This is a genomic window from Amycolatopsis benzoatilytica AK 16/65, assembly GCF_000383915.1.
GTDB lineage: Bacteria > Actinomycetota > Actinomycetes > Mycobacteriales > Pseudonocardiaceae > Amycolatopsis > Amycolatopsis benzoatilytica.
In genome coordinates this window covers 3,176,276-3,199,564 of record NZ_KB912942.1, presented here as the reverse complement: position 1 = coordinate 3,199,564, position 23,289 = coordinate 3,176,276, and the positions used below count along the sequence as shown (strand labels likewise).

General features: G+C 71.1%; 23 protein-coding genes. 11 read left to right on the top strand and 12 right to left on the bottom strand.

Annotated features, from left to right (window positions below):
- Window positions 1–144: 144 nt before the first annotated feature.
- The gene (locus AMYBE_RS0114635) at window positions 145–732 is read left to right on the top strand and encodes a YbaB/EbfC family nucleoid-associated protein (protein WP_020660140.1); all 588 of its coding nucleotides are present in this window, start codon (window positions 145–147) and stop codon (window positions 730–732) included.
- Window positions 733–931: 199 nt separating this feature from the next.
- Here the strand turns inward: AMYBE_RS0114635 and AMYBE_RS0114630 are convergent, their stop codons facing one another.
- Window positions 932–1,300: an MmcQ/YjbR family DNA-binding protein gene (locus tag AMYBE_RS0114630; RefSeq protein WP_034286996.1), complete on the bottom strand. Its 369-nt coding sequence runs from the start codon at window positions 1,298–1,300 to the stop codon at window positions 932–934.
- A gap of 55 nt (window positions 1,301–1,355) precedes the next feature.
- Between AMYBE_RS0114630 and ligD the strand changes: the two genes are divergently transcribed.
- Complete coding sequence (gene ligD / locus AMYBE_RS0114625; RefSeq protein ID WP_020660138.1) at window positions 1,356–2,342, top strand: non-homologous end-joining DNA ligase; 987 nt, start codon at window positions 1,356–1,358, stop codon at window positions 2,340–2,342.
- Between the two features lie 196 nt (window positions 2,343–2,538).
- On the opposite strand, the gene AMYBE_RS0114620 is transcribed toward ligD, so the two are convergent.
- On the bottom strand, window positions 2,539–3,114 hold the full coding sequence (locus tag AMYBE_RS0114620) for a TetR/AcrR family transcriptional regulator (RefSeq protein ID WP_020660137.1): 576 nt from the start codon (window positions 3,112–3,114) through the stop codon (window positions 2,539–2,541).
- Window positions 3,115–3,257: 143 nt separating this feature from the next.
- Here AMYBE_RS0114620 and AMYBE_RS0114615 point away from each other — a divergent pair, with 143 nt between their 5' ends.
- From AMYBE_RS0114615 to AMYBE_RS0114605, 3 genes are all read left to right on the top strand, one after another.
- Complete coding sequence (locus AMYBE_RS0114615; RefSeq protein ID WP_020660136.1) at window positions 3,258–4,160, top strand: alpha/beta hydrolase family protein; 903 nt, start codon at window positions 3,258–3,260, stop codon at window positions 4,158–4,160.
- A 12-nt stretch (window positions 4,161–4,172) separates the two neighbouring features.
- Window positions 4,173–5,036: an LLM class flavin-dependent oxidoreductase gene (locus AMYBE_RS0114610; protein ID WP_020660135.1), complete on the top strand. Its 864-nt coding sequence runs from the start codon at window positions 4,173–4,175 to the stop codon at window positions 5,034–5,036.
- Between the two features lie 257 nt (window positions 5,037–5,293).
- Complete coding sequence (locus AMYBE_RS0114605; protein WP_020660134.1) at window positions 5,294–6,592, top strand: MFS transporter; 1,299 nt, start codon at window positions 5,294–5,296, stop codon at window positions 6,590–6,592.
- Here the strand turns inward: AMYBE_RS0114605 and AMYBE_RS0114600 are convergent.
- Window positions 6,579–7,784 (bottom strand): SGNH/GDSL hydrolase family protein, encoded by a 1,206-nt coding sequence (locus AMYBE_RS0114600; protein WP_020660133.1) that lies wholly within the window; start codon window positions 7,782–7,784, stop codon window positions 6,579–6,581. The genes AMYBE_RS0114605 and AMYBE_RS0114600 overlap by 14 nt on opposite strands.
- A 138-nt stretch (window positions 7,785–7,922) precedes the next feature.
- Here AMYBE_RS0114600 and AMYBE_RS0114595 point away from each other — a divergent pair, with 138 nt between their 5' ends.
- Window positions 7,923–9,473 carry a S53 family peptidase gene (locus AMYBE_RS0114595; protein ID WP_051124946.1) on the top strand — a complete coding sequence of 517 codons (1,551 nt, stop codon included), beginning with the start codon at window positions 7,923–7,925 and terminating at the stop codon, window positions 9,471–9,473.
- A 145-nt stretch (window positions 9,474–9,618) separates the two neighbouring features.
- Here the strand turns inward: AMYBE_RS0114595 and AMYBE_RS0114590 are convergent, their stop codons facing one another.
- From AMYBE_RS0114590 to AMYBE_RS0114580, 3 genes are all read right to left on the bottom strand, one after another.
- Window positions 9,619–10,032, bottom strand: coding sequence for a VOC family protein (locus tag AMYBE_RS0114590; RefSeq protein WP_020660131.1), 414 nt, complete (start codon window positions 10,030–10,032; stop codon window positions 9,619–9,621).
- Between the two features lie 112 nt (window positions 10,033–10,144).
- Window positions 10,145–10,930 (bottom strand): SigB/SigF/SigG family RNA polymerase sigma factor, encoded by a 786-nt coding sequence (locus AMYBE_RS0114585; protein WP_020660130.1) that lies wholly within the window; start codon window positions 10,928–10,930, stop codon window positions 10,145–10,147.
- Window positions 10,927–11,376 (bottom strand): ATP-binding protein, encoded by a 450-nt coding sequence (locus AMYBE_RS0114580; RefSeq protein WP_020660129.1) that lies wholly within the window; start codon window positions 11,374–11,376, stop codon window positions 10,927–10,929. Before AMYBE_RS0114580 ends, AMYBE_RS0114585 begins: the two co-directional genes overlap by 4 nt.
- 140 nt (window positions 11,377–11,516) lie before the next feature.
- On the opposite strand from AMYBE_RS0114580, the gene AMYBE_RS0114575 reads away from it, so the two are divergent.
- Window positions 11,517–12,032: a bifunctional nuclease family protein gene (locus AMYBE_RS0114575; RefSeq protein ID WP_020660128.1), complete on the top strand. Its 516-nt coding sequence runs from the start codon at window positions 11,517–11,519 to the stop codon at window positions 12,030–12,032.
- A gap of 54 nt (window positions 12,033–12,086) precedes the next feature.
- Here the strand turns inward: AMYBE_RS0114575 and AMYBE_RS41710 are convergent, their stop codons facing one another.
- Complete coding sequence (locus tag AMYBE_RS41710; RefSeq protein WP_154676206.1) at window positions 12,087–12,494, bottom strand: STAS domain-containing protein; 408 nt, start codon at window positions 12,492–12,494, stop codon at window positions 12,087–12,089.
- Window positions 12,495–13,178: 684 nt separating this feature from the next.
- Between AMYBE_RS41710 and AMYBE_RS0114565 the strand changes: the two genes are divergently transcribed.
- Together AMYBE_RS0114565 and AMYBE_RS0114560 are read left to right on the top strand one after the other, a co-directional pair.
- Window positions 13,179–13,709, top strand: coding sequence for a PadR family transcriptional regulator (locus AMYBE_RS0114565; RefSeq protein ID WP_154676205.1), 531 nt, complete (start codon window positions 13,179–13,181; stop codon window positions 13,707–13,709).
- Window positions 13,706–14,914 carry a cytochrome P450 gene (locus AMYBE_RS0114560; protein WP_020660125.1) on the top strand — a complete coding sequence of 403 codons (1,209 nt, stop codon included), beginning with the start codon at window positions 13,706–13,708 and terminating at the stop codon, window positions 14,912–14,914. The genes AMYBE_RS0114565 and AMYBE_RS0114560 overlap by 4 nt, the downstream gene beginning before the upstream one ends.
- A gap of 120 nt (window positions 14,915–15,034) precedes the next feature.
- On the opposite strand, the gene AMYBE_RS0114555 is transcribed toward AMYBE_RS0114560, so the two are convergent.
- The 4 genes from AMYBE_RS0114555 to AMYBE_RS45760 all read right to left on the bottom strand — a co-directional run bounded on the left by AMYBE_RS0114555 (window position 15,035) and on the right by AMYBE_RS45760 (window position 20,192).
- Window positions 15,035–17,443 carry a glycoside hydrolase family 2 protein gene (locus AMYBE_RS0114555; protein WP_034288587.1) on the bottom strand — a complete coding sequence of 803 codons (2,409 nt, stop codon included), beginning with the start codon at window positions 17,441–17,443 and terminating at the stop codon, window positions 15,035–15,037.
- Window positions 17,444–17,533: 90 nt separating this feature from the next.
- Entirely contained in the window at window positions 17,534–18,379 is an 846-nt protein-coding gene (locus tag AMYBE_RS0114550) for an LLM class flavin-dependent oxidoreductase (RefSeq protein ID WP_020660123.1), read from the bottom strand.
- A gap of 126 nt (window positions 18,380–18,505) precedes the next feature.
- Window positions 18,506–19,408, bottom strand: coding sequence for an NAD-dependent protein deacetylase (locus tag AMYBE_RS0114545; RefSeq protein WP_020660122.1), 903 nt, complete (start codon window positions 19,406–19,408; stop codon window positions 18,506–18,508).
- 10 nt (window positions 19,409–19,418) lie between these two features.
- Window positions 19,419–20,192 carry a hypothetical protein gene (locus AMYBE_RS45760; protein WP_211226820.1) on the bottom strand — a complete coding sequence of 258 codons (774 nt, stop codon included), beginning with the start codon at window positions 20,190–20,192 and terminating at the stop codon, window positions 19,419–19,421.
- A gap of 177 nt (window positions 20,193–20,369) precedes the next feature.
- Between AMYBE_RS45760 and AMYBE_RS0114535 the strand changes: the two genes are divergently transcribed.
- Complete coding sequence (locus AMYBE_RS0114535) at window positions 20,370–21,116, top strand: nucleotidyltransferase domain-containing protein (protein ID WP_020660120.1); 747 nt, start codon at window positions 20,370–20,372, stop codon at window positions 21,114–21,116.
- A 61-nt stretch (window positions 21,117–21,177) separates the two neighbouring features.
- Here the strand turns inward: AMYBE_RS0114535 and AMYBE_RS0114530 are convergent, their stop codons facing one another.
- A complete protein-coding gene (locus AMYBE_RS0114530; protein WP_020660119.1) occupies window positions 21,178–21,720 on the bottom strand; it encodes a TetR/AcrR family transcriptional regulator in 543 nt (180 codons plus the stop codon).
- Window positions 21,721–21,830: 110 nt separating this feature from the next.
- Between AMYBE_RS0114530 and AMYBE_RS0114525 the strand changes: the two genes are divergently transcribed.
- Window positions 21,831–23,273, top strand: a complete 1,443-nt coding sequence (locus tag AMYBE_RS0114525; RefSeq protein WP_020660118.1) for an aldehyde dehydrogenase — start codon at window positions 21,831–21,833, stop codon at window positions 23,271–23,273.
- Window positions 23,274–23,289 lie beyond the last annotated feature (16 nt).

Below are 23,289 nucleotides of genomic sequence, written 5' to 3'. Positions count from 1 at the left end.
ACCAGGCCCGGCCTGGCTGGCGAGTGCGCTCGTCAGCGGGGTAGCGCAGGCGGGTAACGTCGGCGGAACGACGGCGCGCGGGCGCGTGCCGGCAAGGCCCCGCGCGGTGGCGCGGGCGAGGCGGACTCGAGGAGAACGAAACACATGACCAGCGCGGGCGGGCTGGGTGACCTGATCAGGGACCCCGACGACGCAATCCGGCGGATGGACGAATGGGCGGCCGGGTTCGCCCGCAAGGCGGAGCGCTACGCGGCGGCCCAGGAGGAGACCCAGCAGCTGCGGCTGACCGCGTCGAGCCCGGACGGCACCGTCAAGGTCACCGTCGGAGCCGACGGGGTCGTCTCCGACCTGGTGTTCAGCTCCCGCACCCGCACCGTCCCGCCCGAGGAACTGGCGCGGATGGTGCTCGACACCATGCGGCGCGCGCAGTCCGGCATCAGCGAGCGGGTGGCCGAGGTGATGGGCAGGCAACTGGGCGACGAGGACCCGGACACCCGCGCGGTCATGCTCGACTCGCTCCGCGACCGGTTCCCCGACCCGGACCCGGAAGCGGCGGACAAGCAAGAGGCCCCGGAAGAACCGCGGGAACAGCCGCCCGCCCGGCCGGCACCCCCGGCCGGAGGCACCGGCCGTCCGCCCGCGACCCCGCCGCCGAGCGGTGGTCCGGCGGGTTCGCCGCCGCGGCGTCCAGGCGGCATCGACCCGGACGAGCAGGACAACAACCCCTGGTGACAGGTGCGGAAAGCGCTTCGGCCGATGCGGCCGGGGCGCTTTTCTGTTGGCCGTCGTCCGCAGTGGCGTGAAGGGAACATTCACGGACTCAGAGTCCCGCAATGTTCCCTTCACGCCCCTGCCGGGACAATGGCGGACCGATCGGCTGTCCACTATGGACCGTCGAGGCGAGATCCGCGGCGCTGGTTCGCGGCCGGCGTCAGACCCGGGGCAGCGGAACCTCCGCCGCGAGCTCGTCCGGCGCCGACAGCCGCCACGCCTCGTAGACGAGTTCGGCGAGTTCGTCCGCCTCGACGCCGCTCAGCTGGACCACCACCCAGCCGAACCCGCCGGACGTGAACTGCTCCTCGAAGATGTCCGGGCGCTCCGCGACGAGCGCCTGCTGCTCCGAGATCGTCTGTTTGAGCCCGACCGTGTCGGTGCGCGGCCAGTAGTAGCCGAATCGCTTGCCGCGCACGCTGAACGACGTGTAGTCGCGGCCGCTGCCGCGTTCGACGTCGCGCAGCGCCTCGACGATCCGTTCGAAATCCGCGCTAGGCACGTCACCCTCCAGTCTGGACGCGCTCATCCTACGGCGGCGGATCCGGCCGGTTCGGCTTACCGTGGTGCGCGGAGGTGCCGGAATGCCCGAAGCGCAGGGGATGCCGTCCGCGATCGAGCCGATGCTGGCGTCGCCGGACGGCGGTGTCCTGCGCGACGACCCGGCGTACGCCTACGAGTTCAAATGGGACGGCTACCGCTCGACGATGCGGATCGCCCCGAACGGCGCCACTCTGCTGACCAGCCGCAACAACAACGACTTCACCACTCGGTTCCCGCAGCTGGCCGGTGCCCTCGGCGACGCGCTGGGCGGCCGCTCGGCGGTGCTCGACGGCGAGATCGTCGCCCTCGACGAACAAGGCCGGCCGGATTTCGGGCTGCTGCAGAACCGAGCCGGGCAGGCGGTCGCGTACTTCGCGTTCGACCTCCTGCAGCTGGGTGGCGAAAGCCTGCTCGACGCGCCGTACGAGGAACGTCGCGAGATCCTCGCCGGGATCGAGCCGCCGGACCGGCGGCTGGTCGCGATCACGCCCTGGTACCGGCACAGCGATCTCGCCGAGAACGGGCTGACTCCGGACGGGCTGCTCGACGTCGCGCGGAAGACGATGCTGGAAGGGCTGATGGTCAAGGCGCGGGCGTCGCGGTATCACCCGGGGCGGCGCAGCCCGGAATGGCTCAAGCACCCGTTCGTGCATACGACGGAAGTCGTGCTCGGCGGCTGGCAGCCGGGCCACGGCCGCCGGGAGGGAACGATCGGCGCGCTGCTGCTCGGCGGGTACGACAGCGACGGCGCGTTGCGGTACCTGGGCGACGTCGGCACCGGCTTCACCGACACGATGCTCGACGACCTGCTGGCGCAGCTGATTCCGTTGGAGCGCAAGGATAATCCATTCGACAACGAGGTGCCGAGGGATCGGGCGCGCGGTGTGCACTGGCTGTCGCCGGAGGTGGTGGGGGAGGTGGTGTACCGCCGGTTCACGCCGGGCGAGGGGCGGCTGCGGCACGCCGCTTGGCGCGGTCTGCGTCCGGACCGGGAGCCGGCCGAGGCAAAGGTGCCTCCGCCGCGGTGAATGTGCCGTCGTGCGTCGGGATACCGCTGCGACCTCGGACCTCTTGGCGAGGCGTGCGCCTCCGGTATCGCCGGTCTCGCCACGGCGGTTTCGCTCGTCCTCGAATTCGGCGCCGGCCCGGTCGAACAGGTCGTCCTCGACCGGGCTCGTCGGCTGGCGGGAGCTGTGCCCGGCGGGCGTCCGCCGTCGTGGACGGCTAGGCCGTCTGCCGCAGCCCGGCGATCAGCAGCGCGGCGAGCTGCCGGGCGTCGTAGCGGGCGTCGGCTTCCGCTCCGATGCACAGGTTTCCGACGCCGCGCATGAGGTGGACCGGTTCGAGATCGGTCCGGATTTCTCCGGCCGCGTTCGCCGCGGCGAGCAGTTCCGCGCACACCGGGACCAGCCGTTCCAGGAAGTACGCGTGCAGTGTCTCGAAGCCGCTGTGGTCGGACTGCATGACGCCGGCCAGCCCGTGCTTGGTGACCAAAAAATCCACGAACAGGTCGATCCACTTGGCGAGCGCGGCATGTGGCGATGCGTTCTCCGCCAGCAGCTTCGGCCCCGCCTCCGCGCATGCTTCGACCTGGTGCCGGTAGACCGCGATGATCAGGTCCGCGCGGGTGGGGAAGTGCCGGTAGATCGTGCCCACGCCGACGCCCGCCTTCGCCGCGATGTCGCGCACCGGGGCGTCCACCCCGGACGCGACGAACACCGCCGAAGCGGCGTCGAGCAGGGTTTTCTCATTGCGCCGGGCATCCGCCCGCTTGGTACGGGCTCCCGCGTTCGCGCTCATGTGCCATTCCTCCGCAGGTGCCGGTAGACAAGCGGAACGTTGTTCCGTATAGTTGCCGGAGCAACGTTCCGTTTGCTCATCGTCTCAGATCCGGCCGTCGGCTGCCACCTCTCGCGGCCCGGCCGCGAAAGAAGGTAACTCCCATGATCGCACTCACGCCGCCGGTCCCGGTCGTGTCAGTCCGCCCGGTGCGGCTGGCCGCGCCGGGCCGCGGCGAGGACCTGCCGGTCCGGGTGTCGGCCCCGGAAACCGGCCGCGACCTGCCCGTGGTCGTGTTCTCGCACGGGTTCGGCTCGTCGTCGGAGGGCTATGGCCCGCTCGCCGATTTCTGGGCCGCGCACGGGTTCGTCGTCGTCCAGCCGACCCACCTCGACTCGCGGGCTCGCGCGCTGCCCGCCGGAGACCCGCGCACGCCGCGGATCTGGCGGCTGCGGGTGGACGATCTCCGGCACGTTCTCGACCAGCTGGACGCCGTCGAGGCCGCGATGCCTGGTCTGGCCGGCCGGGTCGAGCGCAGCCGGGTCGCGGTGGCCGGGCATTCCTGGGGTGCGCAGTCGGCGAGCATGCTGCTGGGCGCGCGCGTTCTCGAAGCCGACGGCAGCCTCGGCGAAGACCTGTCCGATCCGCGGGTGTCCGCTGGCGTGCTGTTCGCCCTCACCGGTACCGGCGGAGCCGACCTGACACCGTTCGCGGCCGAGCATTTCCCTTTCCTGAGCCCGAGTTTCGCGCAGATGAAGGCACCGGCGCTGATCGTCGCGGGAGACCAGGACGACTCGATGCTCTCGGTGCGCGGGCCGGATTGGTTCACCGACGCCTACCGGCTCAGCCCGGGGCCGAAGAGCCTGCTGACGCTCTTCGGCGCGGAGCACTCGCTCGGCGGAATTCCCGGTTACGAAGCCAAAGAAACCACTGACGAAAACCCCGAGCGGGTGGCGTTGCAGCAGCGGCTGAGCGTCGCCTACCTCCGCAGCGAGCTGATCCCCGGCGACGACAGCTGGGCTCGCGTGCCGCAGAGCCCGCTCGGCCGTATCGAATCGCACCAGTAGGAGGAGCCAGTCATGAACCCTCGCTTCGGTATTTTGACCGCGCCGATGCAGACGACCTATGCCGAGCTGCAGCAGGTCTGGCGCGAAGCGGACGCGATCCCGTCGATCGAGCACGCCTGGCTGTTCGACCACCTGATGCCGATCGCCGGAGACCCGGACGGGCCGATTTTCGAAGGCTGGACGCTGCTTTCCGCGCTGGCCGCGCAAACTGAACGGCTCCGGCTCGGCCTTCTGGTGACCAGCAACCGGTTCCGTCCGCCCGCGATGCTGGCCAAGATCGCGACGACCGTCGACATCGTGTCCGGTGGACGGCTGGACTTCGGTCTCGGCGTCGGTTCGCGGCCGAGTCACCCGCTGGCGCGCCGCGAGTACGACGGACACGGTTTGCCGTACCTGGAAACCGCGGACGCGGTGGGCCGGTTCGCCGAGGCGTGCACGGTGATCAAGAAGCTGTGGACCGAAGACAAGCCGTTCGACTTCACCGGTGCGCACCTCCAGCTGACCGGCGCGTTCGGCAACCCGAAGCCGGTGCAGCGCCCGCATCCGCCGTTCGTCATCGGCGGCCGCGCCCGCGCGACGCTGCGGGTGGTCGCCGGACACGCCGACGTCTGGAACATTCCGGGCGGCGACCTCGCGGACGTGATCAGCCGCAGCGCGATACTCGACGAGTACTGCGCGGAGATCGGCCGCGACCCGGCGGAGATCACGCGGTCGATCCATCTGCCGGTGTCCTACGACCAGCCGGGCGCGGTGCGCGAGGCGATCGCGGGCGCGGTGGCGGCCGGCGTCGGTCACGTCGTGCTGGGACTGCCCGCGCCGTATCCGGCCGGAGTCGCGGCGTGGGTGGCGGAGGAACTGATCGAGAAGGCCGGGTAGCGGCGGCTCGCCGGCCAGCGGAGCCGGCCGATCTCCGCGACGTTCTTCCTCGGCTCGGCGTTCGCCCAGGCGATCAGGCGCCCGCAGGTCTGGTCCACTGTCGATGCCGCGCGGCAGGGGCCGAGGCGGACGCGCGGTTGTCGTTGGCCCTGCTCGGCCAGCGCCGTCCGGAGCAGGCAGGAACCCGCCGTCCGGTGGTCGACCGGGACCGATCGGGCGTGCCAAGATGACCCGCCTGGACGAGAGGGGACTCGCGAATGGTCGTCGAGCAGCAAGCGAACACAGCGGGGCGGATCCGGCGGGTGGCGCTCGCGAGCGCGGTCGGCACCACCATCGAGTGGTACGACTATTTCGCCTACAGCACCGCGACTGCCTTGGTGTTCAACAAACTCTTCTTTCCTTCGCTGTCTCCGGCGTCCGGCACGCTCGCCGCGTTCGCGACGCTCGGAGTCGGGTTCGTCGCGCGGCCGCTGGGCGGCATCGTATGGGGACATTTCGGCGACCGGGTGGGGCGCAAAGCGATGCTGGTCGCGTCGCTGCTGCTGATGGGGCTGGCGACGGCGGGCGTCGGCACCCTGCCCAGCTATCCCCAGGCCGGCGTCATCGCGCCGATCCTGCTGGTCGCACTTCGTGTCCTGCAAGGGATTTCGGCCGGCGGCGAATGGGGCGGCGCGGCGCTGATGGCGGTCGAGCACGCGCCGGCGGGCAAACGCGGCCGCTACGGGTCGTTTTCGCAGATCGGCGTCCCGGCCGGGCTGATCCTGGCGCAGCTGGTGTTCTTCGTGCTGAACAGCTCGCTGTCGCCGGATCAGTTCCGGTCCTGGGGCTGGCGGATCCCGTTCCTGCTCAGCCTGGTGCTGGTCGGGGTCGGTCTGGTGATCCGGCTGCGGGTCGAGGAAAGCCCGGTGTTCGCGCAGCTGCGCAGCTCCGGCGCGCGCAGCCGGCTGCCGATCGTGGAGGTGCTGCGCGCGCGGCCGAAGCAGGTGCTCGCGGCCGCGGTCAGCTTCATCGCGAACACCGCGCTCGGTTACCTCTTCTTCGCCTACCTCCTGTCCTACGGCACTTCCGTGCTGAAGCTGTCGAGCGCGACGATGCTCGTGGTGGTGATCGTCGGCAGCGTGGTGTGGCTGCTGAGCATCGTCGCGTCGGCGATCTGGTCGGACTCGGCCGGGCGGAAACCGGTCTACCTGGCGGGTTCCGTGCTGCTGGTGGTCTGGCCGATCCCGTTCTTCCTGCTCGTGGACACCGCGCGGCCGTGGCTGCTGATCGTCGCGGTGGTCGTGCTGAACCTCGGCCTCGGCGCCACCTACGGCCCGCAGTCCGCGCTGTTCTCCGAACTGTTCGAATCCCGTTTCCGCTACAGCGGATCGTCGTTCGCCTACGCGGTCGGCGCGGTGCTGGGCGGCGGGTTCGCGCCGCTGATCGCGTCCGCGCTGCAGACCTCGACCGGGACCTCGCTGTCGGTGTCGCTCTACATGGTGGGCGTCGCGGTGCTCAGCCTCCTCGCCGTGCTGACGTTCCCGCGCCGTCCGCTCGTGCCGGTCACAGCAGAGTGAGCGGCACCGCCTGCGCCATCCGCTGGTACCCGGCATCGTTCGGGTGCAGGTGGTCTCCGGAGTCGTAGGCCGGGAGCATGGCGAGCGGGTGCGCCGGATCGCGCAGCGCGGCGTCGAAATCGACGACTCCGTCGTAGACGCCGCTGGTCCGGATGAAGGTGTTCACCGCCTGCCGGGTCTGCTCCAGCGTCGGGTCGTAGACCTTCCAGCCCTGGAACGGCGTGATGGTGCCGCCGAGCACCCGGATGCCCTGTGCCTTGGCCTGCGCGACGATCTGGCGCAGCGCGGAGACGATCATCGCCGGATCGGTCTGGTGCGGGTCCTGCTGGATGTCGTTGATCCCTTCCAGCACGATCAGCGTGCGCACGCCCTCGCCGGTCAGCACGTCGTCGGCCAGCCGGGCCAGCGCATTGCGGCCGGAGCTGCCGCCCGGCGCGGAGTCGAGCAGCAGCCGGTTGGCGCTGATGCCGGCGTTGAGCACACCGAGCGTTCCGTGCAGCCGGTCGCTCAGGTAGTCCGGCCAGCGGTGGTTGGCGCCGGGCGTGGATGCCGCGCCGTCGGTGATCGAGTCGCCGAGTGTGGCGACGGCTGCGCGCGCCGGTCCGCGCACGTCAACTTCGCTGACGTAGTGCCACACGCCGGTCCGCTCGGTGAAGGACGCGCCGGACTCCTCGCCGGAGAAGTCGCCGTCGCGGGTGAAGAACGAGGTCTGCTGCGCCAGCGGATGATAGGTGACCGGGCCGGAGGGAGCCGGCGTGTAGGTGGTGACCAGGAGATCGGCGTCGGCCGGCACCCGCACCCACGCCGGGTCGCTCAGCACTTCGGCGCCGGCCGGAACGACCACTGTGGACTGTCCGCCGAAGGTCAGCGTGCGCATCGTGCCCGGTGCCGCCTGCGGACTGCTGGCGGCCGCGGCGACGGCGAGCGTCACGTGGCCGAACGTCAGCGGCTGCGTGCCGAAGGTGTTGGAAAGCCGGACCCGGGCCTGGTTTCCGCCGGCACTGCTGTGCACGACGTTGCGGATGGAGTAGTTCGGATATCCCTGCGGTGTGTTCGGCACCGCGGCCGCGGGCGCGGCGGCCCACGTGCCGACCCAGCCGTGCGCGGCCAGGTCCCCCTCAGCGCTGCCCGACGCGGCGACCGCGCCGAGCATGAGCACGGCGGCCGTGCCCAGAGTCAGGATCCGTTTCATGGGAATACTGTGCGAGTGCGCGCGGCCCGCGTCACCAGCCGTCCCAGCGACCGGGCAGACAAAAGACCGGACAGATTCTGCCGCCGGACGGGGGATGCGGCGGTGGTGCACAAGCCGCTGCGGCGCGACCATAGAGCGATGACACCACCACAATGGGTATCCCTTGCCGGAAGTGTCCGGTCTGAGCTCGTTTCGGCCGAAGTGCTCGGCCCAGTCGACCCGGACGCCACGATCACCGCGACCGTCGTGCTGCGGCGCCGCAGCGAACTCGACCTCGCTTCGCTCGGCGAGACGCTTTCCGCTGCGGACTTCGCCGACCAGTACGGCGCCAGCGACGACGACCTCAACCTCGTGCGCACGGTCCTCACCGACGCCGGGCTGACCGTCACCGACACGCACGCCGGATCGCGGCGGGTGGCGGTCCGCGGCCCGGCGCGGGCGATGACCGCCGCGTTCCAGACCGAGCTGAACCGGGTCCGGCACGGCGAATCCGGGGAGTTCGCCGCCCGCACCGGAGGTCTGCAGGTGCCCGCCCCGCTGGAGGACGTCGTGGTCGCGGTCCTCGGTCTGGACGAGCGTCCGCAGGCGCGCGCGCTGTTCCGGATGCACGCCGAGGCCGCTGGACAGGGGTACTCCCCGGATCAGGTGGGCGAGCTGTACGGGTTTCCGGCGGGCACCGACGGCACCGGGCAGACCGTCGCGGTGATCGAACTGGGCGGCGGCTTCACGACGGCGGATCTCACGAACTACTTCGCCGGCTTGAAGATCCCGGAACCGAAGATCACCGCGACCGGCGTGGACGGCGCGAAGAACGCCCCGGCGGGCGACCCGAATTCGGCGGACGGCGAGGTGGCGCTGGACATCGAGGTGATCGGCGCGATCGCGCCCGGCGCCGCGCAGATCGTGTACTTCGCGCCGAACACCGACCAGGGTTTCCTCGACGCGGTGAGCACCGCGGTGCACGCGACGCCGACGCCGGTGGCGGTCAGCATCAGCTGGGGCGGGTCCGAGGACCAATGGACCCCGCAGGCGCGCGCTGCGATGGACCAGGCGTTCGCCGACGCCGCCGCGCTCGGCGTGACGGTGTGCTGCGCCTCGGGCGACAACGGCAGCACTGACGGCTCGACGGACAGCGCGCAACACGTCGACTTCCCGGCGTCCAGTCCGCACGCGCTCGCCTGCGGCGGGACCCGGCTCGACGGCACTCCGCCGTCGACGGTCACCGCCGAGACGGTCTGGAACACCAACGGCGGCGGGTCGACCGGCGGCGGGGTGAGCGACGCGTTCCCGGTCCCGCCCTTCCAGACCGCGGCCGGAGTGCCGGCCCGCGCGGGTGACGGCAAGGCCGGGCGCGGCGTTCCGGACGTCGCGGGGAACGCGGATCCGGCGACCGGGTACCGGATTCTCGTCGACGGGAAACAAGCGGTCTTCGGAGGCACCAGCGCGGTGGCGCCGTTGTGGTCGGCGCTGCTCGCCCGGCTGGCGCAGACGGCCGGACACGGATTCGGGCTGGTGCACACCAAGCTGTACGCCGGGGTGGCGGCGGGCAAGGTGCAGCCCGGGTTCCGCGACATCACCCAGGGCAGCAACGGCGCGTACTCGGCAGCGGCGGGCTGGGACGCCTGCACCGGACTGGGCGTGCCGGACGGCACGGCGCTGCAGCAGGTCCTCGGCGGCAAGAAGGCCTGAGCAACGGTCGCTGCCCGGACTCCGGCTTGGGTACCGGGCAGCGACCCGTTGCCGCCGTGCGCACCTTGGCGGCCCGCTCCTTCGCAGTGCGGAAGGGAAAACGGGACGGCTGGAATCGCCGTTGCCGGCGCGCGGCGGGTCCGTCTCAGCGAGGCTGGCCGATGTTGACCATCCAGGGAATGCCGAACCGGTCGACGCAGGCGCCGAACTCGTCGCCCCACATCTGCTTCTCCAGCGGAACCGTCACGGTGCCGCCCTCGGACAGCTTCGCCCAGCAGCCGCGCAACAGGTCGCCGTCGTCGCCGCTGAGACTGACCGTGATGTTGGTGCCCGGGTGGTGTTCCATGCCGGGCGGAACGTCGGATGCCATCAGCGTGAAACCGTTGTCGGCCACCAATTGCGCGTGCATGATGTGGTTCGCGTAGCCGCTGTCGGCGGGCGTGCCGGCTTCGCCGAAGGTGTTCAGCGCGAGGTCCCCGCCGAAGACGCCGTGGTAGAACTCCATCGCCGCGCGAGCGTTGCCGGCGAAATTGATGTAGGGGTTGAGCTTCGAGGTCATCGGGCCCCTCCTCGGTCGATGGTCGAGGGGCATCGTCGCAGACCGGGCCGGGTGCGACAACGGGATCGGGCCCGGACGGGCGACCCCGGGACGGGGGTTTCCGGGGCGTGGTTCACGGCTCGGTGGCGAGCTTCGCACGCAGCTGTTCGAGGGTGTGCGCGAGCAGCCGCGAGACGTGCATCTGGGAGATCCCGACCCGTTCGGCGATCTGGGTCTGGGTGAAGCCGCCGAAGAACCGCATCACGAGGATGGCGCGCTCGCGCGAGGGCAGCGCGCGCAGCAGCGGCGCCAGGGCCTCGTGGTCTTCGATGTGCTCGATTTCCGGATCGTCCTCGCCCAGCGTGTCGGCGAGGACGAGCGGTTCGGCGTCGTCGTGCACCGGTTTGTCGACCGAGAGCGTCTGGTACGCGTGTCCGGCGATCAGCCCCTCGTGGACTTCGGGGAGGTCGAGCCCGAGGTAGTCGGCGAGTTCGGTCGGGGTCGGCGCGCGGCCGAGCGACTGGGCGAGCTCGCCGGAGCCGTGGCTGAGCGTGAGGTGCAGCTCCTTGAGCCGGCGCGGGACCCGCACCGACCAGCCGGTGTCGCGAAAGTGCCGGCGGATCTCGCCCATGATCGTCGGCACCGCGAAGGACAGGAAATCCGGGCCCCGGCCCGGGGCGAACCGGTCGATCGCGTTGATCAGCCCGATCCGGGCGACCTGAACCAGGTCCTCGCGCTGCTCGCCGCGGCCGGTGAACCGGGCCGCGATGTGCTCGGCGACCGGCAAGAACTCGGTGACCAGCCGCTCCCTCAGCTGCGCGTGCCGCGGGTCGTCCGCGGACAGGCGGGCGAACTCCTCGAACAGCGGGGCGGCGTGCGCGTATTCGTCCCGGTGGCGGATCACCGGCGGCCGGTTCACCCGCTCGTCTCCCGGTGCAGGTCGAGCTCGAGGGTCAGCGCGTAACCGCCTGCCGGATCCGGCACGCACCGCGCCGCCGCGTTCGCCGCCAGCGTGGTCAGCACGTGCCAGCCGAAGCTGCGCTCGCTGGGCGGCAGCGGTTCCAGCGTCGAGGTCTCGACGGTGAACCGGATGCCGCCGGGCGCGACAGTGAACCGGCAGGTCATCGCGGCTCCGGGGGCGGCGGTCCCGACCGCCTGCGCACAGGCCTCGTCCACTGCCATTTTGGCGTCCGCGATCGCGTCGAGTCCGTAGTCCGCGCGGGCCGCGACCGCCTGAGCCAGCACGCGCACGAGCGGGATCTGGTGCGTCGCCGCGGGCAGCCGCAGCTCGACGACTTCGTCGAGCAGCCGATCCGCCGCGGGCGGGGCGCCGTGCGCACGGCTGCCCGGTCCCTCGTCGTTCATAACAGCCGCATACCCATCTGGGGCAGTGCTGACACATCCCGGGCGGCACCGGAACGAGCGCGCGCAGGTTTCGGGTGACAATGCGGAGGTGGTTGGGTAGTCAACAGACGAGGACCTCTTTCGGAAGCGGGGTGATCCCCATGGTGCAGGTGCGGGTGCAGGGGCTGGCCGTGGTGGCGCAGGAATCGGCACCGGTCGTGCTGCTGCGCGAAGAGACCGGATCGCGCCGGTGGCTCGCCATCACCATCGGCGCGCCGGAAGCCCAGGAGCTGGCCGCCGCACAGGAGCACGTCGTGTCGGCTCGGCCGGGCACCGTCGAGCTGATCATCGAGGTGCTGGCGGCGCTGGGCCAGCACGTCGAGCGCGTCGAGATCACCCAGTTGCTCGACAGCATCTTCCACGCCGACCTCGTGCTGTCCGGCGGCGTCCGGATCTCGGCCCGGCCGAGCGACGCGATCGCGATCGGGCTCCGCACGCGCGTGCCGCTCGAAGTGGCGGAGGCGGTGCTGGACGAGGCCGCGGTCGACGTGACGGTGGCGGTGGGGGACGAGTCTGCGCTGGTCGCCGAAGAACCGCCGGACGAGGACGAGATCCGGCGGTTCCGGGATCTGCTGGACGACGTCAGCCCGGAGGATTTCCGGGACCCGGACGCCTGAGCGGCCGTCGTCGCGTCCCGCGCCCGGCGTTCGGGGCAGAGACGGCCGGGCCGTTCATGCGCGGCGGGGCGAGGGGATTCCGGCCAGTCCTTCGGCGGCGCCGGGCCGTTCGCAGCCGAGCGGGAACAGCGACAGCAGTCGGCGGACGACTGGGGAATCGCCGGGGTCGACGTAGAACTCCGCTCCGGCCGCGGCGGCCAGCAGCTCCAGCCGGTGCAGGGCGCGCAGCCCGGCGACGGCGAGGAACGTGGTGCCGTGCAGGTCGATGATCACGAGGCCGACCGTGCTGCGCAGCCGCGTCTCTACGACCTCGGACAGGTGCGGTGCGGTGGCGAGGTCGATCTCGCCGGCCACCTCCACGACGGCTGTGCGCGCGGTCGGGTGGCACACGCGCACCCGAAGCCCTCCTCCGGGACCTGGCCACGGCAAAGCGAGCGATCGGGCGAGATGCGGCGCGGTCATCACGGCACTTCTCTCTGCGTCGCGCACCGGGCCGCGGCGGAGTGCCGGACCGGCCGGGCACTGGATATCCCGGCGCGCACAACGGATCAGGACGGCTGGAAGCTCAACCGACCACCACCGTAACCCCCAGCGGCGTCTCGGGGAAGCCGCCGATGGGGGACGGACGGCGGCGGCGGATCCGCCGGGCGGCCGCCGGGAGAGTGGTGCATCGCTGGCTCCGGCAGGGAGCGGCCTCTCGATCCTCGGCGGTCCGGCATCGACGATCGCCAGCGAGAGTTCCAGCGGATCGCAGTGGATGAGGGATTCCATCCACCAGGTCATGCCCGCCTCGGTGAGGGCGGCGAGATCGAACCGTGCCGGGCTCCTCCCAGGCGGGGCTGGCGTTTCCGGCCACCGCCACGTCGTCGCGGCGACCGTCCGGGCAGGCTTGGGCCACGAGCTTCGCCAGCACGCCCGGTTCCTGCGGACGCGGTCCGGGGCTCGAGAACACGCCGTCGCTGATCAGGGCCCGTTCGCCGAACGGGCCGAAAGCGGGCAGGTGCAAGCCAAATCGGACGGGTGCGGTTTTGCCGGGGTCCCTCCCTGCGATTGCCGCGACAGTATCCGGCGGCGCCGGTGAAACCCGAGATCTTCTGCCCGTGTACGCCGTTCAGACGTTGCCCGGTCACCAAACCCTAGGTTACGGTGACCTATGTGTGGATCGACGTGCTGCTGCTCGCGAAGCTCTCCCAGCGCCCGTGGCACGGCTACGAACTGCGCAAACAGGTCGAAGAGTCCAGCGGCCGCACGCTGTCGAACAACTCGCTGTACCCGGCGCTGCGGCGGTTCGCGGAAGCCGGCGCGGTCACCCGCACGGCCGAGCCGCAGGAGGGGCGTCCGCCGCGCCACGTCTATGCACTGACCGACGTCGGACGGGAACTGTTGCACGACCTGCTCGCCGATCTGCCGCCCGAACTGGCCGGCGAACCCGTGGAGTTCCTGGCCCGGCTGGCCGCGTTCAGCCTGCTCGCCCCGGCCGAGCGGCTGCGGGTGCTGGACGCGCGGCAGGCCGCGGTCGAGGCGCAGCGAAACCGGCTGGCGAAACTGGCCGCCGGGCAGACCGATCCGTGGAGCCGGCTGGTGCTGGCGGAGGTCCAGCGCCGGGCCGAGGACGAACAGAGCTGGCTCGCGGCGCTGCGCACGCGAGCGGAAGCACCCGAGGAGGAGCCCCGATGACCACGCCCGTGAAGACCCCGGACAAGCTGCCGTTCGCGCGGCCGAACGTCCTGGACATCGCGCCGCTGTACGAAGTGCTGCGGCGCGAAGGCCCGATCGTCCCGGTCACCACCCCGGCCGGTGACCCGGCGTGGCTGGTCACCGCCTACGACCAAGCCCGGCAAGTGTTTTCGGACAACCGGTTCGGCCGTTCCCACCCGGTGCCCGAGGAAGCCTCGACGGTGTCCGACGCCGCGGTGCTGAGCGGACCGCAGGGCGATTTCGAGAACGAAGAGCGCGAGCACGCCCGGCTGCGCCGGCTGCTGGTGCCCGCGTTCTCCGCCAACCGGATGCGCCGCCTCGGCGGGCACATCCAGCAACTGGCCGACCAGTGCATGGACACGATGGCCGCGGCCGGCGGCGACGGGCCGGTCAACCTGCACGAGCACCTCTCGTTTCCGTTGCCGGTGCTGGTGATCTGCGAACTTCTCGGCGTCCCGTACGGCGACCGGGAAAAGTTCCGCGACCTGTCCGACCGGATCGGCGTGCTGGACAGCGGCGGCGACGCCGAAGTCGCGATGACCGAGTTCAGCGCGTACATGTCCGGCCTGGCCGACGCCAAACGCGCGAACCCGGGCCAGGACGTCGTTTCGGATCTGGTCGCGGCGCAGGCCGACGACCCGACGTTCACCGACGACGACCTCGGCCGGCTCGCCGCCGGGCTGCTGTTCGCCGGCCACGAGACGACGTCGAACCGGATCGATCTCGGCGTCCTGTTCCTGCTCACCGACCTGGCCCGGCGCGACGCGCTCGCGGCCGACCCGGAAGGCCGCGTGCACGCGACGGTCGAGGAGATCCTGCGGATGTCCGCTCCGGGCGGGCTGGGCCTGCTCCGGTACGCCCACGAGGACGCCGAAATCGGCGGCGTCCGGATCCCGCGCGGCGACGCGGTGCTGATCTCGACCGCGTCCGCCAACCGCGACCCGTCGGTGTTCGCGTCGCCGGACGAGTTCGACGCGGAACGCAAACCCAACTCGCACATCGCCTTCGGGTACGGCGGATTCTTCTGCATCGGGGCCAGCTTGGCGCGGACCGAGCTGCGGGTGGTGTTCGGCTCGCTGTTCCGGCGGTTCCCGGACCTGCGGCTGGCGGTGCCGGCCGAAGAGCTGGAAGTGCGGTCGAACCGGCTGACCGGAGGCGTGTCCGAGGTGCCGGTGCGGTGGTGAGTTCGCGTCTCGTTTGGTGCGGTCGGCAGGGACGGGCGGATTCGTCCGTGAAGGGCCCCTTGCGGGAATCCAAGTCCCTCAAGGGCCCCTTCACGGACATCCGGTGAGCGATCTCGGGCGCTAAACCGACGTCACGGTCGCGGTTCCGGTGTTGAGGAACGGATGCGTGGCACTGACGGTGATCGTGCCGGGTGCGCCGCGCATCGACCGCACCCACACCGCGGCCGCCCCGCCGAGCGCGCCGAAATCCAGGTACGGGTCGCCGATCAGCACCCCGGGCCCGTCCACCGCCACCGCCAGCACGCCGCGAGCGTGCGGACGGGGGGCTCCGTATCGGTCGAGCGAGCGCAGCGTGACCCGGGTGGTGTCCGCTCCGTCCGCGGTGATCTGGCTGTCGTCGGCGGTCACCGCGATGATGTCCATCGACGTGTCCGCGCTGAACTTCCGGCGCAGCACGGTCTGCCCGCCGATCTGGCCTTCGATGGTCAGCTCTGGGCGGGACCGGCCGTCCACGCTCAGATCCACCGAAAACGGCGGGTACGCGAGATGCGGGAACCGCGCGCGGTCGGGGCGGACCGTCACTGGTCGCTTGCCAGCCACGGTCACCACCAGCACCTCGCAGTTCGACCACACGATCGCGTCGCGCCCGGGCCCGCCCGGCGGCGAGCCAGGGCCGAAATCCCAGTAGAACGCCGGTTCGATCACCGCCCCGCGGGAAGGGTCGCGCTGGGCGCGGTAAAACCCCGCGCCCAGCTTCGGGATGCGGAAGAAATCCATCACGCCGGGGTATTTCACGCCGCGGTAGTTGTGGTACCAGCCGGACGGATAGTCGAAACCGCACCAGCCGATCAGGCCGCAGTAACGCGGGTCGGACGCGGCGTGGTCGTGCACCCAGGCGTGCAGCATCGCCTGCTCCCGTTGCACCGCAAGCGAATCCGTGCGGCGAAAGTACGGCGAACCGACCAGCGTGCCGACGGCTTCGCTGACCAGGTACGGCACCCCGCGCCGCGGCGGGCGCAGCGGGGGAGGGGAGCCGGGCGGATGCGGGCGGCTGTAGTCGTTGAACGAGAACACCCCGCCGGCCGCTTTCACCGGGTACAGCGGCGAAACGTACCCGCGTTCGCCGGCGACGGCGCCGGTGCACGGCCGCGTCGGATCGAGTTCCGCGGCCAGCTGGTCGGTGCGCCCGTACAGTGCGTACTGTCCCAGGGTCTCGTTGACCCGGGTGCCCCACACGATGATCGACGGGTGGTTGCGGTCCCGCACGATCATGTCGTGCACGTCCCGGACCGCCAGCTCCTGCCACGCGGTGTCGCCGACGTGGTCCCAGCCGGGCAGCTCCTCCCAGACCAGGATGCCGAGTTCGTCGCAGGCGTCCAGGAACGCGGTGGCCTGCGGGTAGTGCGAGCAACGGACCATGGTGCAGTTCAGCTCGTCCTTGAGCAGCTGCGCGTCGCGGCGCTGCACGCGGTCCGGCATCGCGCCGCCGACGAACGGGTACCACTGGTGCCGGTTGAGGCCGAACAGCTTGAGCGGCTGCCCGTTCAGCCGGAAGCCGTCCACGGTGAACTGGGCGTCGCGCAGGCCGGTGCGGACCTGGTAGGTGTGCACCTTGCGGCCGCCGACCGAGAGCGTGACCAGGATGTCGCACATCGCCGGGTCGTCCAGGCCCCAAAGCTGAACCGCTTCGAGGCCCCGCAAGGAGACCGTGCTGTCGCTGCTGCCTTTCGGCAGACCGGTCAGGTCGGTGTAGGAGGTCGCGACTTCCGTGCCGTCCTGGCTGAGCGTGGCGGTGATCCGGATCTTGCCCTTGACCGCTTTCGCCGAATCCACCGTGCAGTGCACGAGCACTTCGCGGTTCGGCGTCAGCACCGCGATCTGCTGGGCGTACACATCGGACAGAAACGTCTGCGGCGCTTCGGTGAGCTGGACCTGCCGGTAGATCCCGGCGGGCTGGTAGAAATCGATCGCCGACGGGTTGGGGTATTCCGGCAGGTCCGGCGGGGTGTTCTGCTGCCAGCGGCCGTCGACGACTACCGCGAGCACGTTGTCCTTGTCGGTGAGCAGGCCGGTGACCTCGCAGCGCAGCGGCAGGTAGCCGCCGCTGCGTCCGGCGACGCGGCGGCCGTTCAGGTAGACCGTGGCCGCGCTCAGCACTCCGTCGAACTGCAGGAACGCCCGGTTGCGGCGCAGCTGCTCGGGAGCGAGGAAATGCTGCCGGTACACCCACACGTGCTCCCAGTCCGGCGGATGCCAGTCCTGCCAGGACAGCGGGACCACGCAGTGCGGCACCGAAACCAGCGCCATTTCGCTGTCGTCGAAGTCCGGTTCGGTGCAGCCGTCCAGGTACGGGCCAAACAGCCAGTCGGCGCCGAACTTGTCCCGCGCCACCGGAGGTGCGGGACGGGAAAGCGCCGCGGCGGCCGCACCCGAGCCGGCGAGCACCGCGCCGGCCCCGAGCAGGAACGTGCGCCGGGGGTGCGCGGCGAGCCACCGGACGCGGGCGGGCTCCGCAGGTTCGCCGGTCATCCCCGGCAGCGGGCGGTTCCGGGCCGGGATTCGGCCGAGCCGCCGGGGTGCGTCCATGCCTGCATGGCGCGAGCTTACTTCGAACGCTGTTCAGCAGAGGTCAGCAAGCCGCTCGACCTGATCGGGGTCGCCGCCGTAGCAGTAGAGCATCACTTCGTCCGCGCCGAGATCGCGGTAGCCGCGGATCGCGGCGCGGATGTCGCCGGGCGTGGTGAGCATTCCGCGCACCATCTCCTCCGCCCGGCCGCTGAACGCGTAGTACGCGCCCATCGCCGCTTTCGCTTCGTCGACGAGCGAATCCGGGCCGAGCGCGACGTTCACCTGTCCGACCAGCCGCGGCTCGCCCTGGCGGCCCTGTATCGCCCAGTCGCGGCGCACGGTGTCGAACAGGCTGCCCGCCCACGACGGCGGCGCGGCGGCGAGCAGGCCGTCCCCCCAACGGGCGACCCGGGCGAGCGCCTTCGGCTGGAACGCGCCGATCAGAATCTCCGGCCCGCCTTCGCGGGCAGGGGCCGGGCCGATCGGACCGGCGTGCTGGCTGTGCGGTTCGCCGGACCACAGCGAGCACAAGGCGGCGAGTTGCTGGTCGAACCGCCGGCCGCGCTCGCGCACCGGCGTTCCGGCGGCGTGGTGGTCGTCTTCGCGGCCGCCGACGCCGAGGCCGAGGGTGAACCGGCCGCCGCTCATCCGGTCGAGCGTGGCAGCCTGCTTGGCCAGCAGCGCGGTGCCGCGCAGCGGGGCGAGCAGGACTTCGGTCTGCAGCCGGACGCGGGTGGTCGCGCCGGCCAGCACGGCGAGCGCGGTGAGCGGCTCGGGGTTGTCGTAGACGAGGCGATCGAGCAGGCCGAGCGTGCGGAACGGCCCGGCGTCCGCGCGCCGGGCCCACTCGAGCAGGGCGGCGGGATCGCTGATGGGCAGGCCAATGCCGACAGACATCGGGGAACCTCCGGGAAAACGGGTCGACAAATCGGATTGCCGCCCGCTCCTCGCGCTGACCAGCTCAGGCCGGCCGGTCCGTTCTGCGGCGTACTTCTGGGACCGTGCCGTCGGAGTCCCGGCAGATTAACGAGCCTCGGCCGCGGCGGGCAATCGGTTTTCCAGCGCCGCCACCAGCTCGGTGAGCGCGGGGCCGAGCGGAAGGTCCGCGCGGACCGAGGCGTGCTCGTCGCCGCGGGTCTGGCCGCGGTTGACGATCACGACGGGTTTGCCCGCTTTCGCCGCTCGCCGGACGAATCGCAGGCCCGACATGACGGTCAGCGAAGAACCGAGCACCAGCACCGCGGACGCCTCGTCGACCATCCGGTAGCACCGTTCGACCCGGGCGCGCGGCACGTTCTCGCCGAAGAACACCACGTCCGGCTTCAGCACCCCGGCACAGCTCGCGCACGGCACGGTGCGGAAGGCGCGGACCGCGTCGTCGCCGAGTTCGACGTCGCCGTCCGGGTTGATCCGCGTCGCGGTGCCGCCGAAGTCCGGATTGGCCGCGCGCAGCCGGACGTCGAGTTCCTCGCGAGGGGTGATCCGGCGGCAGCCGAGGCACACGACGCGGTCGAGATTGCCGTGCAGCTCCACCACCGCCGGGGTGCCGGCCGCCCGGTGCAGGCCGTCGACGTTCTGCGTGATGACGCCGGAAACCCAGCCGCCGGACCGCAACGCGGAAACCGCGCGGTGCCCGGCGTTCGGCGCGGCGCGCGCGATGGTCCGCCAGCCGAGGTGGCTGCGCGCCCAGTAGCGCCGCCGCCCTTCTTCGCTGGCGACGAAATCGCCGTAGGTCATCGGGGTGTGCCGGCGCAGGCTGCCGGTCTCGCCGCGGTAGTCGGGAATGCCGGACTCGGTGGACAGCCCGGCTCCGCTGAGCACGAGCACCCGGCGGCCCGCGACCACCTCGGCCACCTCCGCGACGGTGCCGGCGCGCGGCAGTGGTTCTCCGGGCCCGGCCCAGGTCAGCGTCGGTCGCGTGCGCACGTCCGCCAGTCTACGGCGCGGCGGGGACGACCCGGCCGGGGAAAGGGCGATTGGACTTCGGTCCTGCTGGGTACCAAAGCGGCATGTGGTTCGCGCTGGCTACGCCCGTGGTCGTGATGATCGCCGCCGTGCTCATGGAGCGGGTCGAGCGATATTGCGACCGGACGCCGGGCAAGGCGGGCCGGAAGGCGGTAGGACGGGCGGCGCTTCGGGAGGCGTCGATGCCGGTCGTTTCCGCCGGTGCGCTGGTTTTCAAGGCCGGCCGGACCGGGTGAAGCGGCTCATCGGCCGGAGGGCCGGTGTTCTTGGGAGGAACATCGGATGTCCAGCCGATGGGCGAAGGCCCGTGCTCTCCCCGTCGGGGTGGGAGAGCACGGGCCTGCTTCGCGTTCAGGCCGGCGGCGGGCCGCGCCGCTGGCTCCGGACGCGTCGCGCCGAAGGGCCGACGGTCAGTGCGCGGCGTTCTTGGTGAGCTGCCGGTACCAGTCGTCGTACGGATGGTTCGTGGCCGGCAGTTAACCAGCGGATCGGTGGCGCAGCCGGCGTTGTCGAAGTCCCAGCCGCGAATCACGTGACCGCTCTTGCACGCGGCGACCAGGAACGCGGATTCCCGGGCCGGGGCACCGTAGAACAGTGCGCCCGGCTGCAGCTCGGCCGCGTCGCCCTGCTGGTACTCGTCGAACGCGACCTGCTCGTACTGGATCCGGCCGCCGGTGACGCGGGCGGTCGAGTAGCGCAAGGTCTGTGCCGGGGTCGCACCGTCGGCGCCGGTCGACACGCTCACCCGGCGTGGGCCGGAGACCGCGGTCGCCTTGCCGAAACCCGGATCGGCGGTCTTTTCGTTGCCGGTCCAGGAAATCGTCCTGTCTGCGGCGAGCTTGCCGCGCCAAGGCAGGCGGATTCCCCAGGCCGAAGGGACAATTCAAGTGATCTTGACACTGATTCATGGCATCTTCGGGTGATGCCGGAAAACGACGAGGAAACCTTCGCCGATCAGCTGTCGCGTTTGCCCGGAGTGGTCGCGGTGGCGCTGGGCGGTTCGCGAGCGCGCGGAACCCATCGCCCGGACAGCGACTGGGATTACGCGCTGTACTACCGCGGCACGTTCGACCCGGACGACCTGCGTGCGCTGAATCTGCCCGGCACGGTGTCGGAACTGGGCGAATGGGGCGGCGGCGGGTTCAACGGCGGGGCCTGGCTGACGGTCGGCGGGCGGCCGGTGGACGTGCACTACCGGGACCTCGACGTCGTGGAGCACGAGCTGGCGGAGGCGGAGAAAGGGCGTTTCCGGTGGGAGCCGCTGGCGTTCCACCTGGCCGGGATCCCGAGCTACCTGGTGGTGGCGGAGCTGGCGCTGAACCGGGTCCTGCGAGGGTCGTTGCCGCGGCCGGCGTATCCGGAGTTGTTGCAGGAGAAGGCCCCTGCGGTGTGGCGAGCGTCGGCGGCGCAGACGGTGAAGTACGCGAAGGCAGCTTATGTCCGGCGCGGCCGGGTGACCGAGGCGGCCGCTTCGGTGGGAGTGGCGGCCATGCAGGCCGGGCACGCGGTGCTGGCGGCGCGGGGCGAGTGGGTGACGAACGAGAAGACCTTGCTGGATCGGGCTGGGTTGCGGGGGCTGGACGACCTGGTCATGGGGATGGGGCGGGACCTGGAGGGGGCGTTCGCTACGGCGGTGGCGTTGTTGCGGAGGGTCGGCGGGCTGGAGTAGGCCGTTTCGGCGGCTGCGCAGGCGGGCCGGGAATGCGCCGACGCGGCTTTGCCGGAGTTCCTCACCCCGCGCCGAAGCCGGAAAGGAAAGTGTTCACCAGGACGTCGGCCGCCTGGGCAGTGCTGAGCGCGGGCAGCTCCCGCGCGGCGAGGTGCAAGAGATTGCCCAGCACGACTCCCGCCCAGCCGTCCGGCATTCCCGGTTTCAGCAGGCCCTCGTCCGCGGCCCGGCGCAAGAACGCGTCGACCGTCCGCACCGCGTGTTCCCGGCGTTCGCGCGCTGCCGGGACGGTGCGCATCCGAGCCAGGTCGACTGGCCAGGTGCGGTTCACCTCGATGATGCCCTCGACGTACCGGTGCAGCGCCACGGCGACCGGCGCCTCGGTCAGCCGGGCGGCCCCGATCGCTGCCTCGATGGCGTCGAGGCGTGCTTGGTAGACGGCGGCGAGCAGTTCGTCGCGGGAAGCGAACCGGCGATAGACGGTCCGCCGGTCGACGCCGGCTTCGGCCGCGATCGCGGTGATGCTCGCGGCCGGGTCCGCGGCGAGCATCCGGGCGCCGGTGGCCAGCACGAGTTCCAGGTTGCGCGCGGCGTCGGCTCTCATGGCTTCGAACTTACCGCACGGTGTGACTCTCCAGACAATAGATGCCACAGTGCTGTGGCATTTAAGTGCTACATTGGTGAGACAGATACGAGAGCGTCCTAGGAGGACCTGTGGTCACCCATCAGCAGCTGTTCATTGGCGGAACCTGGACCGAGCCGAGCGATCCGGCGTTGCTGGACCTGGTATCCCCGCACGACGGAGCGCTGCTCGGCCGTGCGGCGCAGGCGCAACGGGCCGACGTCGATCGTGCGGTCGCCCTCGCTCGCCGAGCGTTCGACGAAGGGCACTGGCCGAATACCCCGCCCGCGGAAAGAATCGCCGTCCTGCGCCGGCTCGCCGCGTTGCGCGAGGAGCGGGCCGACGAGATCGCCGCGCTGATCTCGGCCGAGAACGGGTCCGCGCTCTGGTTCACCCGCGCCGGGCAGCCGGGCCTGACCCGGCAGGCGAACGCTTACCTCAAGGCGGCCGAAGAACTGGGCTGGGAGAAGACGCTGGACCCGTCCGATCCGGACGCCCCGTTCCGGTCGGTGGTGCGACACGAGGCGATCGGCGTGGTGGCCGCGGTCATCCCGTGGAACTCGCCGTTTTCGGCCGCGCTGGCCAAGGTGATCCCGGCGCTGCTGGCGGGCAACACGGTGCTGCTCAAGGTGTCCCCGGAGAATTCGCTGAGCATGAACCTGCTCGCGCAACTGCTGGAAGAGTCCGGTCTTCCGGAGGGCGTGATCAGCGTGCTGCCTGCCGACCGCGAGACCAGCGAATACCTGGTCACTCATCCGGGGGTGGACAAGATCGCGTTCACCGGCTCCACCCGGGCCGGGCGGCGGATCGCTTCGCTGGCGGGCGAACAGCTCAAGCGGGTCAGCCTCGAACTGGGCGGCAAGTCCGCGGCGATCCTGCTGCCGGACGCGGACCTCGGGAAAGCGGTGCGCGGGCTGCAGTTCTCGTCGCTGCTGAACAACGGCGAGGCATGCATCGCCCAGACCCGGATCCTCGCGCCGCGGAGCCGGTACGCGGAGGTCGCGACCGCGGTGAAGGAGATGGTCGAGTCGCTGCGCGTCGGGGACCCGGCTGACGAGAAGACGTTCATCGGGCCGATGGTCCGCCGGGACCAGCAGCAGCGCGTGCTCGACTACATCCGCGTCGGGCTCGCAGAAGGAGCGCGGCTGGTCGCCGGTGGGCCAGAGGTCCCGCTCGGCCTGGAAGGCGGGAACTACGTGACGCCGACAGTGTTCGCTGACGTCGACAGCTCGATGCGGATCGCGCAGGAGGAGATCTTCGGTCCGGTGCTCGTGATCCTCGCCTACGACGACGAGGACGACGCTGTCCGGATCGCGAACGACTCCGAGTACGGCCTGTCCGGCGGGGTCTGGTCGGGAGACGAGGAGCGCGCCTTCGCGATCGCCCGGCGGATCCGCGCCGGCACCGTCACCGTCAACGGCGCGCCGATCGGTTTCGACGGCCCGTTCGGCGGTTTCAAGGCCAGCGGCATCGGCCGGGAGTACGGCATGGCGGGTCTCCTGCAGTACACCGAAGCCAAGACCGTCACCGTGTGAGCCGTTCTGTCCGCCG

What these genes read in the sequence shown, in the direction of transcription:
- AMYBE_RS0114575 (WP_020660128.1), top strand. Translation starts at nt 11,517, where the DNA reads ATGGTGCAGGTGCGGGTGCAGGGGCTGGCCGTGGTGGCGCAGGAATCG.
- AMYBE_RS0114600 (WP_020660133.1), bottom strand. Translation starts at nt 7,784, where the DNA reads ATGAAACGGATCCTGACTCTGGGCACGGCCGCCGTGCTCATGCTCGGC.
- AMYBE_RS0114555 (WP_034288587.1), bottom strand. Translation starts at nt 17,443, where the DNA reads ATGACCGGCGAACCTGCGGAGCCCGCCCGCGTCCGGTGGCTCGCCGCG.
- AMYBE_RS0114615 (WP_020660136.1), top strand. Translation starts at nt 3,258, where the DNA reads ATGATCGCACTCACGCCGCCGGTCCCGGTCGTGTCAGTCCGCCCGGTG.
- AMYBE_RS0114605 (WP_020660134.1), top strand. Translation starts at nt 5,294, where the DNA reads ATGGTCGTCGAGCAGCAAGCGAACACAGCGGGGCGGATCCGGCGGGTG.
- AMYBE_RS41710 (WP_154676206.1), bottom strand. Translation starts at nt 12,494, where the DNA reads ATGACCGCGCCGCATCTCGCCCGATCGCTCGCTTTGCCGTGGCCAGGT.
- AMYBE_RS0114590 (WP_020660131.1), bottom strand. Translation starts at nt 10,032, where the DNA reads ATGACCTCGAAGCTCAACCCCTACATCAATTTCGCCGGCAACGCTCGC.
- AMYBE_RS0114530 (WP_020660119.1), bottom strand. Translation starts at nt 21,720, where the DNA reads ATGAGAGCCGACGCCGCGCGCAACCTGGAACTCGTGCTGGCCACCGGC.
- ligD (WP_020660138.1), top strand. Translation starts at nt 1,356, where the DNA reads ATGCCCGAAGCGCAGGGGATGCCGTCCGCGATCGAGCCGATGCTGGCG.
- AMYBE_RS0114535 (WP_020660120.1), top strand. Translation starts at nt 20,370, where the DNA reads ATGCCGGAAAACGACGAGGAAACCTTCGCCGATCAGCTGTCGCGTTTG.
- AMYBE_RS0114595 (WP_051124946.1), top strand. Translation starts at nt 7,923, where the DNA reads ATGACACCACCACAATGGGTATCCCTTGCCGGAAGTGTCCGGTCTGAG.
- AMYBE_RS0114610 (WP_020660135.1), top strand. Translation starts at nt 4,173, where the DNA reads ATGAACCCTCGCTTCGGTATTTTGACCGCGCCGATGCAGACGACCTAT.
- AMYBE_RS0114550 (WP_020660123.1), bottom strand. Translation starts at nt 18,379, where the DNA reads ATGTCTGTCGGCATTGGCCTGCCCATCAGCGATCCCGCCGCCCTGCTC.
- AMYBE_RS0114630 (WP_034286996.1), bottom strand. Translation starts at nt 1,300, where the DNA reads ATGAGCGCGTCCAGACTGGAGGGTGACGTGCCTAGCGCGGATTTCGAA.
- AMYBE_RS0114620 (WP_020660137.1), bottom strand. Translation starts at nt 3,114, where the DNA reads ATGAGCGCGAACGCGGGAGCCCGTACCAAGCGGGCGGATGCCCGGCGC.
- AMYBE_RS0114560 (WP_020660125.1), top strand. Translation starts at nt 13,706, where the DNA reads ATGACCACGCCCGTGAAGACCCCGGACAAGCTGCCGTTCGCGCGGCCG.
- AMYBE_RS0114635 (WP_020660140.1), top strand. Translation starts at nt 145, where the DNA reads ATGACCAGCGCGGGCGGGCTGGGTGACCTGATCAGGGACCCCGACGAC.
- AMYBE_RS0114580 (WP_020660129.1), bottom strand. Translation starts at nt 11,376, where the DNA reads ATGAACGACGAGGGACCGGGCAGCCGTGCGCACGGCGCCCCGCCCGCG.